This window comes from Candidatus Poriferisodalis sp., assembly GCF_965262965.1.
In the GTDB taxonomy this organism is placed as follows: domain Bacteria; phylum Actinomycetota; class Acidimicrobiia; order Acidimicrobiales; family Poriferisodalaceae; genus Poriferisodalis.
The window spans coordinates 2,536,623-2,552,267 of record NZ_OZ253573.1 but is presented as its reverse complement, the minus strand read 5'-3'; the positions used below and the strand labels follow the sequence as shown (position 1 = coordinate 2,552,267).

Sequence of the window (15,645 nt, the reverse complement as noted above, 5' to 3'; positions counted from 1 at the left end):
ATGGACGTGATGCTCGCCTTCGTACGACCTGACCTCGACTGGCATGCGCTCGCGCCCGAGCTGACCCTGCTGGCTGTGGGCACGCTCGTCACGGTTGCGGACATCGCGTTCGACGACAAGGTGCGCCGCCTGATGCCGACGCTGGCCGGCGTCGGGTTGCTGGCGACGCTGATTCCGATCCTGACCCTGGCCACGGACGGTGCCGAGCGGCCCATGTTCGACGGGGCGTACGTCGTCGACGATTTCTCGCTGGTGCTCAAGGCGCTGTTCGTGCTGGCCGGCTACATCGTCGTGCTGATGTCGGTGGACTACGTGCGCGACGGTGACTACTACGAGAACGAGTACTACACGCTGCTGCTGACGTCGCTGCTGGGCATGGTGATGATGGCCAGCTCGCGTGACCTCGTCAGCGTGTTCGTGGCCCTGGAGCTGCTGTCGATCCCGGCGTACATGCTGGCGGCGTGGCGCAAGGGCGGTCCGCGCTCGAATGAGGCGGGCCTGAAGTACTACCTGATGGGCGTGTTTGCGTCCGCAGTGATGCTCTACGGAATGTCGCTGCTGTTCGGCGTGACCGGCGGAACCGACTTCGGCACGATTGCAGCAGGGTTGAGCGGTGACTCAAGCCCGCTCGTCATCGTGGCGGTCCTGTTTGTGCTGATCGGGTTCGCTTTCAAAGTCTCGGCGGTGCCATTCCACACCTGGGCGCCCGACACATACGAGGGCGCACCCACGCCGGTGACGGCATTCCTGTCCGTCGCGTCCAAGTCGGCTGGCATGGTGGCGCTGCTCGGGCTGGTGTTTGTCGCCTTCGAGGGCGCTGCCGATGTGGTGCAGCCGTTCTTCTGGGTGCTGGCTGCGGTCACGATGACCGTCGGCAACCTCATTGCTTTGCGTCAGACCAACATCGTGCGGATGCTGGCCTACTCCGGCATTGCCCAAGGCGGCTTCATGCTGGTGCCGTTCGCAGTGGCCTTCGAAGGCTCGTCCGCGACGCTGGCCAGCGCACGGGAGGCGGTGGTCGTCTACATGATCATCTACGCCTTCATGAACTTGGGGGCGTTCAGCGTGGTGCTGGCGGTGTCACGCCGGACTCGTTCGGGCGCGATCACGAGCTACGGCGGGCTGTTCAGCTACGCGCCGGGTCTGACAGTGCTGATGACGCTGTTCCTCGCATCGCTCGCGGGCATCCCGCCTGCGGGTGGCTGGTTCGCGAAGTTCGTGGTGTTCCGGACGCTGGCGGATGCAAGCACGCCTGCGGGCTGGGTGCTGGCCGCGCTGGTCGCGGTGAACGCCGTCATCGCGTTCGGTTACTACGCGCGGGTGCTGATGCAGATGTGGTTCCAACCAGTGCCTGAAACCGTCGAGGTCGGCATCGACGCATCCACCGACGAGCCCGCCGATCTGGAATCTGCTGGCGCCGAACTCGAGCCGGCGGCCGTCGAGGACGGTGCTGGCGTCACCGTCGAGACGCGTGAGCGCCGCACGTTGCTGGTGCCCTTCGTGCCGGGACCGATCCCGATGACCGGCGCGTTGGCCGCGGCTCTGGTGATCACGGCCCTCGCGACGCTGGTCACCGGCATCTTCCCTGGGCTGGTCAGCCACTTCGGAGACGTCTCAACGTTCAATATCGGCGGCTGATCCGGCCGTTCTTGGGCACACGCCGCGGGACGCAGGCTTGTCACGGCTCGCCGACGGTTCGTAGGTCACGGGATTCGTGGGTCACGGGATTCGTGGGTCACGGGATTCGTGGGTCATGGGATTCGTGGGTCATGGGATTCGTGGACAACGGAACGGCGCAGCGCTCGCATGGCCTCCAGACTGGAACTGATGCCCGAACTCCTGCGCTTTGACGCGTACATGGACGAAGCCTTGTACGGCACTGCAGGCTTCTACGAACGCGGAGGTCATCCGGGTTCGCGTGACGGCGACTTCGCGACGTCGGTTGAGCTGGGCTCGTTGTTTGCACGGTGCGTGGCGAACTATCTGGACCGGACGTGGGTCGAGCTGGGCTGCCCCGATCCCTTCGTCGTTCTCGAAGGCGGTGCAAGTCGGGGGACGCTGTGCCGCGATGTGCTTGCAGCAGTCGACGGCTGCCGTGATGCAGTTCGCTACGTGATGGTCGAACGGACCGAGTCGCAGCGTCAAGCAGCGCTGGGCATTGCCGGCGAGGCCGCGGCGTTGGCTGACCTGCCCGCAGGGCCGTTGGTGGGCGTCGTGGTGGCCAATGAGTTGCTCGACAACTTGCCGATCCGCCTGCTCGAGCGTGCGCCGGCCGGCTGGGATGAAGTTCATGTTGAAGTCGGACCGCAGCACACGACGCAGGTCCGCCAGCCTGCGCCTGATGACGCCAGCGCGATGGCGACCGCGCTTGCACCCGACGCGCCCGTCGGCAGTCGGATTCCGCTGCAGCTGCGCGCCTCAGTCTGGGTACGAAGGGCGCTGAGGCTGCTCGAAGCAGGCCGAGTGCTCATCTTCGACTACGGCATGCGTACGACAGCCTCCCTGGCGCAGCGACCGCAGGACGAGTGGCTGCGCACCTACCGCTCCCAGCGTCGGGCCGACGATCCGCTCGAAGCGCCAGGCACTGCTGACATCACGTGCGAGGTGGCGTTCGATCAGCTGCCGTTGGGCGCGAAGATGTCGCCGCAGGCCGGTTGGCTCGGTGCGCACGGCATCGAGTCGATGACCGCAGCCGCGCGTGCGCTGTGGGAACGCAGCCGCGCCAACCCCACCGCCGAGACCCTCGCTGCACGAGCGCTTCTTGACGAAGCCGCCGCACTGGTCGACCCTCGCAGCTTCGGTGCGTTCTGGGTCGCCGAGTGGCGCGTCGGCTGAGCTGCGACAACAACTCCCCTGATGCAAGTCAGCTGATTCTGCAGTGGGGAGGTGTGGGGTGGCCTTCGGTGTGCAGATTTCGCTGGCAGCTGATCTCGTGGGCAAGGCCTAACTATTCAGGTTCCCGAAGTAGGTCGACGAGCTCCCACACATTGGAGCTCGGATTTGCACCAGGTTCGGAGCCATTTCGAGCGTGCTGCTCGCGAAGTGCTACTGCGCGTTGCTTGGCAGAGTCGTAGGCGATGAGGAGATCGACGATGCTGCCTGGATCAAAGCGCTTGGCCTGGACGATACCGAGATCCTCTGCGCGGCGCTGGGCGTGATGACGATCAATGTGGGCGGTCTGGTCTTCGAGATGGAGGAGGAGCCACAGCTCAAAGCACGGGTTGGAGAGGGCGACATAGATGTCGCTCTGACGCGCTTCGTTCAGTGCCTGGGGGAGGTTCGGGTGCTCATCGATGTCAAATACACACCAGATCTCGTCGTAGTAGGCGTCGTGGGATCGCCGACTCGACTGCCGCCGAGCTTGTTGATGCTCGCGGGCACGCTGGACGAGGGTGAGCGGAGCGAGGCCGGATTCTGCGAAGTCGATATGAACTCGACGATCGCGACGTGCCCATTGCGCTAGGTAGCCCGGTTCAGTGACGGTCCCTTCGGTCAGGACGCGAATAATGCGAAGCGGCTCCCGTCGTCGCGGCACACGCCGCGTAGTGACTCCTTTGGGCCGGTTCATCTATTGACGAGGTCCAAACCAATGCGAAGCTCGCCGGGGTCGACGGCTGGCACGGCGCCGAATCGACCCTGTAGGTAGCGTCGACCGAGAGCCTCGTCCCGTCGCGGCCGGAAATCGGCGAGAGGGTAGATGGATGTTGCTCCTTCGTGATCCTTCTCCGCGAACCAGATCTGGTCTCGTCCGAGCACTGCGTCATCGGAGTCACCGAGCACATCGACGTCGTGGGCGTTGAAGATCAACTGTGCGCAACGTCGGTTCATGTCGGGACTCTGGAACATCCCGACGAGCATTAAAACGAGGTGAGGGTGCAGACTCGTGTCCAACTCGTCGGCGAGAAGAACGTGTCCTCCATCGAGTGAGTCGAGGACGGGGCCGATAAGGCCCACCCACACCATGGTGCCCTCTGATTCATCCTCGGGGTCCAAGTCGACATCTCCTGTTGAGCCTCGGTGCTTGAGGCGCACGGAATCGGCGAAGACGACCTTGGTCTCTTCATCGGTCGCGTCGGGGGCGCCTTCCTCGCCTTCGAGGATCCGGAGAGCTCGTTGTAGACGCTCGGCAACCTCGGGGTCGACGGGCGCTCGCTCGATATCGGTGACGCCGAGGTCTGCCGCCCGAACGAATGCCATGACGCGCTCTTTGGTCTGGGGGTCGTTGACAAGTTCTGCGGTTCTGACGACTCGGGAGGCTCGATTCGACGATTCGGCAAGCCTGAGGTTGCGAAGGAACCAACCAAAGAGTGGCCCAAGCTGCTCGTCGTCGGCAGCTCCTGCAACTGACAACAGCAGCGCGTTGTCGCGTAGCAGCTGGCGTAGCGCCCGCCCTGTAGAGCGGAAGGGCGGCCCGAACGTGAGGCCGTCCAAGTTACGGTCAAAGACCAGAGCCTGGCGCCCCTTGGGGTAGTGGTACGCGTATTCGCCGAGGATGCGCTCGTCGTCGACCTCGAAGCCGTACTGCCAGGTCACGCCTTCGAAGATGAGCTCGATCGCGAATCGGCTCGGGCGAGTACTGAAAACGTCATCGAGGGCGAAGGCTCTTCGGTCGATACCGCTGGAGCGTGTGCCGGAACGAAATGAGCTGACGACAATGTTGCGCATGTCGGCGAGTGCATACAACATCGTGGACTTGCCGGATGCGTTGGCCCCGAAGAGACCCGCGGCAGGCAGGACGCCGATCGCTCTAGACGAGGACCGCGTGTGGATTTCACGGCGCACATCGGGGAGGGCAAGGCGCGTGGCGAGAAGGGAGAGATGGACCTCGTCTCGGTACGAGCGCACGTTGTCGGCGGTGAACGACAACAACACGCTCGACGCGGGAACCTCTGATTGGCTGCTCATTTCGCCATTATCGTGACAAATCCTCGGGTAGCGCAAGTTCGTGCGGCATTGACTGCCATGATAGGCCCTGATACGAGAAAAACTCTCGCTAATCGTCTTCAGACGTGATCTAGACGGCGCCAGCCCTCAGAGCGTGCCACAGGCGGTTGCACTACTGAGTGCGCATAGGAGGCTGCACATCTTGCAAATCGAACACCATCACCTCAAGACCTTCGCCGACGACGTGATCAACCTCAGTCGGGAGGTCGCCAATGAGAAGCGCAAGCAGGTCAACACCCTGCGTGATCGTCTCGAGACCCACATCGCGGCGAACCCCGGATTCGCTCTAGTGAAGATGCTCCATGCGGGCAGTGTGGCCAAGGGCACCGCTCTGCGGACCGTCAACGACTTCGACGTAGCGGTCTACGTTCGCAGCGAAGATGCACCTGCGGATGCCTCGTTGATCGACTGGATGACCGAGCGTCTCCGGGAGGCGTACGAGGGCCTCATCGGCGACGACCAGGTCCAGTCCGGCACCCACTGCGTCACGATCACTTTCAAGGGCACCGGGACCGTCGTAGATGTTGTGCCTGTCCTCTACGAGGGCGACCCGGACGATCGGGGATACCTGGTAGCACGTGACACGGGCGACCGACTGCTCACAAGCGTTCGTCTCCATCTCGAGTTCATCCGCAAGCGTAAGGCTGCAGCGCCGACCGACTTCGCTCAGATCGTGCGCTTCGTGAAGTGGTGGATCCGTAACCAGAAGATCGAGCACGGCGATCAATTCCGGTTCAAGTCATTCATGGCCGAGTTGATCGTCGCCGACATGATCGACAACGGGGCCGTTCTGTCCGACTACGTCGCCGGGCTTGAAGCGTTCTTCAGCGGCGTCGTCAATTCCGAGCTTCGCGGCCGTATCGCGTTCGCCGACTACTACAACGTGTCAGAGCTGCCCGCGGCGGGTGCCGACCCCATCGAGATCATCGATCCGGTCAACCCGGAGAACAACGCGGCTCGCCTATACACCGAGAGCGACCGAAAGCGAATCGTGTACAGCGCCGAAGATGCCCTCGACGCCATAGCCGAGGCCCGGTATGCGACGACCAAGGCTCGGGCCGTCGACTGCTGGCAGGTTGTTCTAGGAGAGCGCTTCAAGGGAGCTTCATCGTGAGCATGACCAGAACAGTCACCGAGACTTCCACATTTTCCGTAACCTCCGCTCGGCACGTGGCGTCGAAGGTAGCGGCAGATCTCCGCCTTATCCAACTGGCGTACGGAGACCCGGACGATGACAGGATTTCAAAGTACGAAGCGGAGCTGGTCGAGCTGCTCGCTGGACTCTTCGTCCACAGGATCACCTACGGCTTCAGGTGCAACGGACTGTGGATTCCACCTAGTCTGATCTACGAAGCCAGGATCGACGGAACGCTGACCGGTGATGATCGCGCAGGCAGGATCCCGCGAAACTGCGACATCAGCGGGGCGAGTTTCGCCTCATTCCTTATCTACAGCGCGGCTTGGGACAGCCTCACCCCCGAAGAAGTGTCTTCCGTCAGAGTCAAGCTTCCGTTTGAGCGGTCGTCTGGCGATGAGCCCGGGACTGCGTCCGGGTCCTGGAACGCAGACAAGGCTTACAGTCACAACGGCGGAGGCGTCGCTCGTACTGCGCTGAGGCCGATCGTATGAGCGACGACATCTTCGAAGAATTCATCGACCTGCCGGACCCAACGGCCCAGCGCCGATACCACCAACTTGTCGGCCTTGACGATGTCAAGCAGCGCCTGAGCGCCGAAGGCGAACTGCTGCTGTTTCCCGACCGTCTCCGAAAGTGGTCCAGGCGTTACCACGGGCCTGAGTTGCGAGCTGTCGAGGCGTTCGTGCAGCGACCGCCACTGATGATCTTCGCCGACGATATTGGAACCGGCAAGACGACCCTTGCCGAGACCTTTGGACATGAGATAGCGAGCCGCCACGGGCGCAGCGTCAAGGTGCTTCGCCTCAGCCTACGGGCGCGCGGCTCGGGGCACGTGGGCGAGATGACTCGCCTCCTCGGTGAGGCATTCGACACAGTGGCTGAGCGCGCCCGACACGCCGGTGCGTCGTGTCCGATCATCATGGTCATCGACGAAGCAGATGCGATCGCTCAGAACCGCGCCGACACACAGATGCACCACGAAGACCGTGCAGGTGTCAACGCTCTGATTCGCGGCATCGACCAAGTCGCCTCAGAGCGGCTTCATGTTGTCGTCGTGATGTGCACGAATCGACTTGACGCCATCGACCCCGCCATCGTCCGTCGTTCGGCGGCAACGTTCGAGTTCAAGCGGCCTGTTCTTGCCCATCGTGAGGCAATCCTCAAGTCGTTGTTCGCCGACGGCGTTCCTGACGCGGACTGGGGCACACTCGCGGCCTTGACTGGGCCGAGCGAGACGCGTGACTACGGCTACACAGCAAGCGACCTAAGCCAACGGCTGATTCCTCAGGTCGTCCTCACTGCCTACCCGGACCAACCGATCACCGAGAGGATGATCGCACAAGCGATCGCGCAAATCGAGCCGACGAAACCCTTCACCGGCTCATGATTGACCCCCTCGCCAATCGACCCCCTACCGGGGCCCGGTTGATCGGCGACGACTTGCAATTCCTGATCGGCTGGTACTGGGCGCTTGCGCTGCTCAAACCCAACAACATCGTGGCCATAGAGATCGAAGCCGCTGACGCCGCCAACCTGGACGATGTCATCATACGACGATCGGCGGCGGATGACACCTACTGCCAGGTCAAGGCTTCCGTCGACGGCACTCGACCTCTGACGCTCGACTGGCTCACAGGGCTCACCCCTCGCGGTGGCGCCAGCATCCTGAAGCGCTTCTTCGACTTCTGGAAGGACAGCGAAGGGATGGACCTTCGCCTGATCACCAACAAGAGCCTTGACAGCCACGATCCACTGCTATCGCAGAGGAATGCCAACGGCTATCTCGCAGATGCGCTGCGTCGACCCAAACCATCATCAACGCTCAACGATGCTGTCCAGGAGCTCCTAGAGCACCTCGGTACCGACAAGGCGACGCTGGTTCGCTTTCTGGACCAGCTTCGGATCGACACTGATGCGTCCATTACCGCTTGGCGGGACAAGATCGTCGACTGCGCGATGCCGTCCGTAGCGTCTGACACGGCTTCGTTGTTCGTTGGCGCAGGTTGGATTCGTGAACAGGTTGGGCGGACACGGCCTGTCCTCAAGAAAAGCGATGTGGAGGCCGCAGTCAACGCGCTCGGGCTCCGGACTGAACCGCCGGCCGCGACAATCGCCATCGCTGCACTACAGGAGATCCCGTCTGACGACGCCCTCGTCCACTTGGACCTCCGCTCTCACCTCCACCCCAGTGGGGGGACTCGCGCCTCCGCTCGATGGCCTGAGATTGCTTCGCGCGTATCGGTGGTCGGCGACCAATGCCTTGCAGCTGGACACACGCGGGTGCATGTTCGCGGCGCTTGCCGGCTCCCTTTGTGGTTCGCTGCAGGTTGCTCGCTGCGCGAGACCAGAGGCTTTGACATTGCGACCTTCGCGCACAGTCGTGAGTGGTCGTCGTCCAATGGCCCCGAACTCGCGGCAACGAACACGACCCTGGCTGACCAGCTCCTCGACGGCGGCGGTGACGAGTTCGCAATCGCTGTCTCGGTGGTCGCCGACGACCCGACGTCGGACGTCGCTGCCTTTCTTGCCGGGAGCGGGCACAACGGTCCCCTGTTCCGCATCCGGCGGTCACACCCTGAAGTTCCGATTGATCCGGCTCAGGGTCAGCCGCTCGCGCTTGCGATCCGCAATGAAGTACGCACGCTCTGCCGGAAACACAGGCCCGCCGAAATTCACCTTTTCCTCATTTGCCCGGCGCCAGTAGCCCTCCTCCTCGGGCATCTCTGGGATCGGTTTCCGCGAACCAACACCTACGAATTGCTCGGCTCGGGTCATGGATACGAGCGAGCCATCGAAATTGAGTCGAGCTGAACTGCCGGACTCGAGGATGGTGCCGTATTGAGTTCACAGGCCGAATGTCTCAGCGCAGCCGGCATCGACACGCTGGCCGCTGGGATAAGGGCGCTCTGGGACCGCAGCCGGGCGGTTCCAACAGCCGAAGCCCTTGCGGTGAGGGCCCTGCTTGACCAGGCCTCAGCGCTGACCGATCCCGATCCCGATCGCTTTGGTGCGTTCTGGGTCTCCGAGTGGCGTACCGGCTGAGCGGATCCGGGGTTTCACCCGTGCGTGCGGTCGCGCTGTGGGCCTCTCGGCGGGCGGCAACTACTCTGCGAATCTGGCTGAGCGGGCTTGGCGTTGCCGACACGGGCCGCTCGGATGCAGCACGACGAGACAGGGGTACCGATGGCTGACGCAACGACCGAAGCGACGATCGAGGACTACTACGTCGAGGATCGCATCTTCGAGCCCTCCAGCGAGTTCCAGGCGTCGGCGCTGGTGGCGGACCAATCGCTGTACGACGAGGCTGGCGCAGACCGGCTGGCGTTCTGGGCTCGCCAGGCCCGCGAGCACGTCACCTGGTTCCGCGACTTCGACACCGTGCTCGAGTGGGATCTGCCGTTCGCAAAGTGGTTCATCGGCGGCACGCTCAACGTTTCGTACAACTGCCTGGACCGCCACGTCGAAGCTGGGCGTGGCGACAAGGTGGCCTACTGGTGGGAAGGCGAGCCAGGCGACACTCGCACCATCACCTACGCCGATCTGCTGGAAGAGGTCTGCAAGTTCGCCAACGTGATGCGCGGCCTCGGCGTCGAGCGCGGTGATCGGGTGTGCATCTATATGCCGATGATCCCCGAGTTGCCGGTGGCGATGCTCGCATGCGCACGCATCGGCGCTGCCCACTCGGTGGTCTTCGGCGGATTCTCGGCCGACTCGCTGTCGGACCGCATCGACGATGCTTCGGCGAAGCTGCTCATTACCGCCGACGGCGGCTACCGGCGCGGCGATCCGTTCGGATTGAAGGACACCGCCGACGCCTCAGTTGCGGCCACTGAATCCATTGAGAACGTCGTCGTCGTGCGCCGCACCGGCCAGGAGGTTGCGTGGAACGACAGCGTCGACCACTGGTACCACGACCTGATGGCCGACGCGGGGGCCGACTGCCCGCCCGAGCACATGGACTCTGAGGACCTGCTGTACCTGCTGTACACGTCGGGCACTACGGCCAAGCCCAAGGGCATCATGCACACCACCGGCGGCTATCTCACGCAGGTGGCGTTCACGCACCGCTACGTGTTCGACTTGAAGCCCGATGCCGACGTGTTCTGGTGCGCGGCCGACATCGGCTGGGTGACGGGTCACAGCTACATCGTCTATGGCCCGCTCGCGAACGGTGCCTCGTCGGTGATGTACGAGGGCACGCCCGACACGCCGCGTCCGGAGTTCCGCGGCGGCGACCGGGCGAGCTGGCCGAAGGACCGGCTGTGGGACATCATCGAGCGCTACGGGGTGACCCAGCTCTACACAGCGCCGACGGCCATCCGCACGTTCATGAAGTGGGGAGCGGCCGAGGTCTCCCAACACGACCTGTCGAGCCTGCGAGTGCTGGGCACGGTCGGCGAGCCGATCAATCCTGAGGCCTGGATGTGGTACCACACCCACATCGGCGGCGGCGCCTGCCCGATCGTGGACACCTGGTGGCAGACCGAGACCGGCGGCCACATGATCACCCCGCTGCCGGGCGTTACCACCACCAAGCCAGGTTCGGCCACCCATGCGCTGCCGGGCATCTCGGTGGAGCTCGTGGACGACGCCGGCAACACGGTCGAACGGGGCGGCGGTTACCTGACGATCACCGAGCCGTGGCCGTCGATGCTGCGCGGCATCTGGGGTGACCCGCAGCGCTACCACGAGACCTACTGGAGCGCGTACGAGGGCCGCTACTTCGCGGGCGACGGCGCCAAGATCGACGACGACGGTTACTTGTGGCTGCTCGGCCGTGTCGACGACGTGATGAACGTGTCGGGGCATCGCATCTCGACCACCGAGGTCGAGTCGGCGCTGGTCGACCATCCGTCGGTGGCCGAGGCAGCGGTTGTCGGGGCAACCGACGCCACCACCGGCCAGGCCATCGTGGGTTACGTGATCCTGCGCGGCAGCCATGAAGCCTCCGACGAGCTGCGGGAAGAAGTGCGTCAGCACGTCTCCACCAAGCTGGGCGCCATTGCCCGGCCCAAGGCTGTGGTGCTGGTGCCAGACCTGCCCAAGACCCGCTCGGGCAAGATAATGCGCCGCCTGCTGCGAGATGTCGCCGAGGGCCGACAGCTCGGTGACACGACAACCCTCGCTGACGCTGGCGTCGTGGATGAGATCCGCATCCGCGCAGCCGAGTCTCCGAGCGAAGACTGAGTCTCGCTTGGCTGCACCCGGCGACGCACTGCCGAGGTACTGGTGGTGGCGTGACGGCCCAGTAGCGCCGGGCGACTGTGTCATCGCCGACATCGACGGCGTGCTCGCCGACGCGGCCCATCGCCAGCATCACCTCGACGGCCCGTGGCGCGACTGGGATTCGTTCTTCGCCGACGTCGGCGACGACGACGTTCTCGAAGAGGTGGCAGAGCTGCTGGTGCTGCTCGCCCCCGGACTTGTGGTGGTGGCGCTCACTTCGCGCCCGGCGTGGGTGTCCGATGAGACGCTTTGGTGGCTGAACGAGCACAAGCTCCGCTGGGATCTGCTGATCATGCGGCCGATGGGGGACTTCCGCCCGTCACCAATGTTCAAGGGCGAGCAGACCCAACAGCTTTTCGAGCGCGGCTTCACCCCCCGCCTCGCGATCGACGACGACATGCGCAACGTCCGCATGTACCGCGACCTCGAATTGCCCACCCTCTACATCGACAGCGGCTACCACACCCACTGATTCTTGGAGGGCAGCCGTCGCTGGGCAACGGCGATCGTTCCGCCGACGAGTGCTCGTGAAGCTCTCCGAGGATGGACGCGTTCCGCTGCGAAGTCTGGGGGACGGCGCAGTTCGGATGTTCGCCGTCGGTGTCGCACTCGCGAATGCAGCGAACGGGTTCCTCTTGATCGACGAGGCCGAGAACGGAATCCATCACACACTGCAGCAGGATTATTGGAAGCTCATATTTCGCGCTGCCCGCGAACACAACGTCCAAGTCTTGGCCACGACCCACCGTTGGGATTGCGTCGCTGGGTTCGCTCGTGCTGCCTGCAACGACCAAGAGTCGGAAGGTGTCGCACTTCGCCTTGAACCCGACGATGACGATGGCGGCGTCCGCGCCATCGAATACACGGAGAGGATGCTGAAGGTCGCTGCTGACCGAGGCATCGAAGTCAGATAGCACCGCAATTGGCGTCTGCTGCTGATCGATCTCCGAAGCTGGTGAAGGCCGAAGTTCATGCTTGGCTGGCCGTGCGGGCTGACGGAGCACGCATGGGTGGTGCGATAGGGCAAGGTGTGTTCGATCCGCAGCAGCCTGCGGCCCTGTCGGTGTTGTGTCGTTGGTCTGGCCTGGTGGGACGCACGCTCCGAGGTCGCAGGTGGGATCACGGTCACGGTCACGGCGGTCCTGTCGACGGTGTGTTGTTGGTTTGGCCGGCGGTGTTCGTTCGGGGTGTGGTGGTCCATCGGCGGGGGGCGGGGCGCCGTTCAAGGCGTTCGTTGTTGTTGTGGAGCTCGTAGTGGCAGTTGTTGCACAGGGCTGCGAGGTTGGGGATGTCGGTGGTGCCGTTGTCGGCGGCCCATTCGTTGATGTGGTGGTCGTCGCAGCGGTGCATGGGTGCGCGGCACAGCACGCAGCCGCGGTCGCGTATCGCGACGGCGAGGTGTTGGGCGGCGTTGGCGTTTCGGCGGCTGCGTCCGAGCCACAGGATTTCTCCGTTGGTGTCGAACAGTGCGCCGCGGATGTGGGTGTCGGGTGAGAGGTTGTCGAGGATTGACGGCGGGACGGGTCCGGTGCCGAGCAACTCGCAAAGTCCGTCAGGTCTGTTGCCGTCGATGACGCCGATCTCGGCGATGATGATGAGCTGGTTGGGTGCTTGGGCGGGCCGCCACCGGTCGATTGAGCGGCCCGCCGGGCTGTGGGAGGCGCCATCGCCGTCGGCATCACTGTTGCGGCCCCGGTCGGCATCGCTGTTGGGGCCGTGCCTGTCGTTGGTTTGTGGGCGGCGGGCGGTGTTGGGGTGGTGTGCGGCGGGGTGGTCGATGGTGGCCAGGGCGTTGCGGTCGGTGACCATCTCGAAGAGGCTGTCGGCGAGGCGTTGGCGGTTGTCGCGGATCTGGTTGGGTGTGGCGTCGCGTCCGCCGTCGAGACGCCACAAGGCGTCGCTGTAGTTCTCGAGTGCCTGGCGCACCAACGCGAAGCTGACCGGGTCGAACTCGGCGTGCAGCACGCCCATCCCGGTGGACTCATCGACGAACAACGACGCGCACCGTGCGCGGCGCTGACGGCCTAGCTCGGTCTCAGCAGCGTCGGGGTCGTGACGGGCCGCGAACGCCTTGGCCTGGTCGCGCAGCGTCTCGGGCGACACCTGCGCGGCGGCTTCGAGCAGCTCGGCTGCGGTGTCGACCGCGTCGGCGCTGGTGCGCCGCGCAGCGTCAGCAAGTATCTGGGCGTGCTCGACGTTCAGCTCGCCCACCGCGAGGCCGCGAGCGACGTTCGGCATCTGTGCGACCTGCTCGCTGGACTCGACGGTGCGCTTGGCGGTGCGCTTGCTCATACGCGCCCGGCCCACCAGCGCAGAGCGGCCCGACCCAGGACGGGCGGCTTCGAGCGCAGCGGTCGCTGAGAGCACCACCGCGTCCGCGGCTGATCGCAGCCGAGACGCCACGTCGATGACATCGGCGAGCGTGTCCCAGCCGGCATCGCCCAACGGCACCCGCGACGCCCGCGCGACCACGTCACGCGCCCCGCACAGCACCGACAACACACCCTCAACCGCCAACACCGGACCAGCCGGCGGCACCGCAACCGATACCGGCTCAACCGGCAACACACCCTCAACCGGCAACACCGGCCCGACCGGCAACACACCCTCAACCGCCAACACCGGACCAGCCGGCGGCACCGCAACCGATACCGGCTCAACCGGCTCGACCCGAAGCGATGCGGGCTCGGCCGGCAACACACCCTCAACCGGCAACACCGCCTCGGCCGGCGACGACAGCGCGGGCGGAGCGGCCACGGCCGCGTTGCTTGCCGATACGGAACCGGTCGGCATACCCGCCGCCGAATCGCTGCGAACGTCTGAGCGCTTCATGACAATGACTGTAAATGTGGGGTGTTATACGAAAGCCCCGAACGACCCCCAACGGCATCACCACACCCGAGCCGACACCAGCGCAACCCCCACACACCGCAACGCAGCGCACTCGTCACGGGCGCGTGCCCCTGCCCGATGACCGAGGCCGCACGAGAACGTCGCGTCGAGCCAGCAATCGTGCTGTGCGCACGCATGCACCCTCGCCTTCGACCGACGCAGCCCGCGAGGACTGCGGAACGCCGGCACCCGGCTCACCGACGACAGCGCAAACGTTAACGGGCACAGCGCTAGCCGCAGCGTCCTTCAGGTACGCGGCGAGCGGACCTGACAGCATGAGCGGATGCCACCTACAGCTCTGGTCATCGGAGGAACGGGGCCGACTGGTCCTGGCGTCGTCAATGGGCTGATCGAACGCGGTTACGAGACGAAGATCCTGCACACGGGCAACCACGAGGTCGACACGATCCCGCCGACCGTGGAGCACATCCACACGAACCCGTTCCGCATCGCCGAGGTGGAAGCGGCGCTTGAGGGGGCCACCTTTGACGTGGTGTACGCCATGTACGGCCGGCTGCGCGACCTCGCCCCCTTCTTCGTGGGCCGTTGCGGGCAGTTCGTGGCCGTCGGGGGAGTGCCGGCTTACAAGGGCTTCGCCCGGCCCAAGCTCAACTGGCCGCCCGGCATGCTGGTGCCGATCCGCGAGACTGCCGAGCGCGCCGTCGGCGATTCCAACGACAAGGTGGCCAAGATCGTCGCCACCGAGGACATCGTGTTCGACCACCATCCGAGCGCCAGCATCTTCCGGTACCCGCTCATCTACGGACCGGGCCAGATCAACCCTCGCGAGTGGCTGATCGTCCGCCGCATCATCGACGGTCGTCGGCGGGTCATCATCGCCGACGGCGGTCTCACCCTGCGCACCGCCGCCTACGGCCCGAACGCCGGCCATGCGCTCACCCTCGCCGTCGACCATCTCGACGCCGCAGCCGGCAAGGCGTACAACATCAGCGACGAGCACGTCCTCACGGCCCGCCAGACCATCGAGATCATCGCCGCCGCACTCGATGTCGAGCTGGACATCGTGAACCTGCCCGAAGACCTCGCCACTCCCGTGCGTCCCTTCCTGGGCGGCGAGCATCCGCTGCACCAGATGACCGGCCCCGATCTGCTGATCAGCGACTTGGGGTACCGAGATCTGGTGCCCGCCGTCGAGGCCATCGGTTTGACGGCCCAGTACTTGCGCGACAACCCCATCGAGCGCGGCAGTATCACCGAGATGCGCCTGCAGGACCCGTTCGACTACGACGCCGAGGACGCGCTCATCGACGCCTACCGGGCTGCGATCGGGCGCGCCAGCGAACTCGCGGCGGCCTACGACCCCGAATTCCGGGACCGCTACGCCCCCGGCTCCGACGACTGGCGCCTGGTCGAAGCGAAGAACTGACACGCCCACTGCCGCACCTGTAACCCCGTCCCGAGGGTGACCTTGGCGGGTTCGGGAC

Annotated in this window: 14 protein-coding genes; 11 read left to right on the top strand and 3 right to left on the bottom strand. The window is 64.7% G+C overall.

Going from position 1 to position 15,645, the window contains the following annotated elements; genetic code table 11:
- Together ACQY5K_RS12275 and ACQY5K_RS12270 are read left to right on the top strand one after the other, a co-directional pair.
- A complete protein-coding gene (locus tag ACQY5K_RS12275) occupies nucleotides 1–1,638 on the top strand; it encodes an NADH-quinone oxidoreductase subunit N (RefSeq protein WP_428115636.1) in 1,638 nt (545 codons plus the stop codon).
- Nucleotides 1,639–1,827: 189 nt separating this feature from the next.
- Nucleotides 1,828–2,835, top strand: coding sequence for an SAM-dependent methyltransferase (locus ACQY5K_RS12270; RefSeq protein WP_428115634.1), 1,008 nt, complete (start codon nucleotides 1,828–1,830; stop codon nucleotides 2,833–2,835).
- A gap of 112 nt (nucleotides 2,836–2,947) precedes the next feature.
- Here the strand turns inward: ACQY5K_RS12270 and ACQY5K_RS12265 are convergent, their stop codons facing one another.
- Together ACQY5K_RS12265 and ACQY5K_RS12260 are read right to left on the bottom strand one after the other, a co-directional pair.
- A complete protein-coding gene (locus tag ACQY5K_RS12265; protein ID WP_428115631.1) occupies nucleotides 2,948–3,568 on the bottom strand; it encodes an RloB family protein in 621 nt (206 codons plus the stop codon).
- On the bottom strand, nucleotides 3,565–4,905 hold the full coding sequence (locus tag ACQY5K_RS12260) for an AAA family ATPase (protein WP_428115628.1): 1,341 nt from the start codon (nucleotides 4,903–4,905) through the stop codon (nucleotides 3,565–3,567). The genes ACQY5K_RS12265 and ACQY5K_RS12260 overlap by 4 nt, the downstream gene beginning before the upstream one ends.
- Nucleotides 4,906–5,086: 181 nt before the next feature.
- On the opposite strand from ACQY5K_RS12260, the gene ACQY5K_RS12255 reads away from it, so the two are divergent.
- The 8 genes from ACQY5K_RS12255 to ACQY5K_RS12220 all read left to right on the top strand — a co-directional run bounded on the left by ACQY5K_RS12255 (nucleotide 5,087) and on the right by ACQY5K_RS12220 (nucleotide 12,222).
- Nucleotides 5,087–6,058, top strand: coding sequence for a CBASS oligonucleotide cyclase (locus ACQY5K_RS12255; RefSeq protein ID WP_428115626.1), 972 nt, complete (start codon nucleotides 5,087–5,089; stop codon nucleotides 6,056–6,058).
- Between the two features lie 2 nt (nucleotides 6,059–6,060).
- Nucleotides 6,061–6,573 carry a hypothetical protein gene (locus ACQY5K_RS12250; RefSeq protein WP_428122665.1) on the top strand — a complete coding sequence of 171 codons (513 nt, stop codon included), beginning with the start codon at nucleotides 6,061–6,063 and terminating at the stop codon, nucleotides 6,571–6,573.
- Complete coding sequence (locus ACQY5K_RS12245) at nucleotides 6,570–7,469, top strand: AAA family ATPase (protein WP_428115624.1); 900 nt, start codon at nucleotides 6,570–6,572, stop codon at nucleotides 7,467–7,469. Before ACQY5K_RS12250 ends, ACQY5K_RS12245 begins: the two co-directional genes overlap by 4 nt.
- A 38-nt stretch (nucleotides 7,470–7,507) precedes the next feature.
- The gene (locus ACQY5K_RS12240) at nucleotides 7,508–8,893 is read left to right on the top strand and encodes an SAVED domain-containing protein (RefSeq protein ID WP_428115621.1); all 1,386 of its coding nucleotides are present in this window, start codon (nucleotides 7,508–7,510) and stop codon (nucleotides 8,891–8,893) included.
- A 27-nt stretch (nucleotides 8,894–8,920) separates the two neighbouring features.
- Entirely contained in the window at nucleotides 8,921–9,124 is a 204-nt protein-coding gene (locus ACQY5K_RS12235) for a hypothetical protein (RefSeq protein ID WP_428115619.1), read from the top strand.
- 141 nt (nucleotides 9,125–9,265) lie between these two features.
- On the top strand, nucleotides 9,266–11,269 hold the full coding sequence (gene acs / locus ACQY5K_RS12230) for an acetate--CoA ligase (protein ID WP_428115616.1): 2,004 nt from the start codon (nucleotides 9,266–9,268) through the stop codon (nucleotides 11,267–11,269).
- 7 nt (nucleotides 11,270–11,276) lie between these two features.
- The gene (locus tag ACQY5K_RS12225) at nucleotides 11,277–11,780 is read left to right on the top strand and encodes a hypothetical protein (protein ID WP_428115613.1); all 504 of its coding nucleotides are present in this window, start codon (nucleotides 11,277–11,279) and stop codon (nucleotides 11,778–11,780) included.
- A gap of 55 nt (nucleotides 11,781–11,835) precedes the next feature.
- Nucleotides 11,836–12,222, top strand: coding sequence for an AAA family ATPase (locus tag ACQY5K_RS12220; RefSeq protein ID WP_428115610.1), 387 nt, complete (start codon nucleotides 11,836–11,838; stop codon nucleotides 12,220–12,222).
- 217 nt (nucleotides 12,223–12,439) lie between these two features.
- On the opposite strand, the gene ACQY5K_RS12215 is transcribed toward ACQY5K_RS12220, so the two are convergent.
- Complete coding sequence (locus ACQY5K_RS12215) at nucleotides 12,440–14,140, bottom strand: HNH endonuclease (RefSeq protein WP_428115607.1); 1,701 nt, start codon at nucleotides 14,138–14,140, stop codon at nucleotides 12,440–12,442.
- 343 nt (nucleotides 14,141–14,483) lie between these two features.
- Here ACQY5K_RS12215 and ACQY5K_RS12210 point away from each other — a divergent pair, with 343 nt between their 5' ends.
- Nucleotides 14,484–15,587, top strand: coding sequence for a hypothetical protein (locus ACQY5K_RS12210; RefSeq protein ID WP_428115604.1), 1,104 nt, complete (start codon nucleotides 14,484–14,486; stop codon nucleotides 15,585–15,587).
- Nucleotides 15,588–15,645: the final 58 nt, after the last annotated feature.

Excerpts from the sequence above, each read along its gene's own strand:
- ACQY5K_RS12275 (WP_428115636.1), top strand. The coding sequence starts at position 1 with ATGGACGTGATGCTCGCCTTCGTACGACCTGACCTCGACTGGCATGCG.
- ACQY5K_RS12270 (WP_428115634.1), top strand. The coding sequence starts at position 1,828 with ATGCCCGAACTCCTGCGCTTTGACGCGTACATGGACGAAGCCTTGTAC.
- ACQY5K_RS12265 (WP_428115631.1), bottom strand. The coding sequence starts at position 3,568 with ATGAACCGGCCCAAAGGAGTCACTACGCGGCGTGTGCCGCGACGACGG.
- ACQY5K_RS12260 (WP_428115628.1), bottom strand. The coding sequence starts at position 4,905 with ATGAGCAGCCAATCAGAGGTTCCCGCGTCGAGCGTGTTGTTGTCGTTC.
- ACQY5K_RS12250 (WP_428122665.1), top strand. The coding sequence starts at position 6,061 with ATGACCAGAACAGTCACCGAGACTTCCACATTTTCCGTAACCTCCGCT.
- ACQY5K_RS12245 (WP_428115624.1), top strand. The coding sequence starts at position 6,570 with ATGAGCGACGACATCTTCGAAGAATTCATCGACCTGCCGGACCCAACG.
- acs (WP_428115616.1), top strand. The coding sequence starts at position 9,266 with ATGGCTGACGCAACGACCGAAGCGACGATCGAGGACTACTACGTCGAG.
- ACQY5K_RS12215 (WP_428115607.1), bottom strand. The coding sequence starts at position 14,140 with ATGAAGCGCTCAGACGTTCGCAGCGATTCGGCGGCGGGTATGCCGACC.
- ACQY5K_RS12210 (WP_428115604.1), top strand. The coding sequence starts at position 14,484 with ATGCCACCTACAGCTCTGGTCATCGGAGGAACGGGGCCGACTGGTCCT.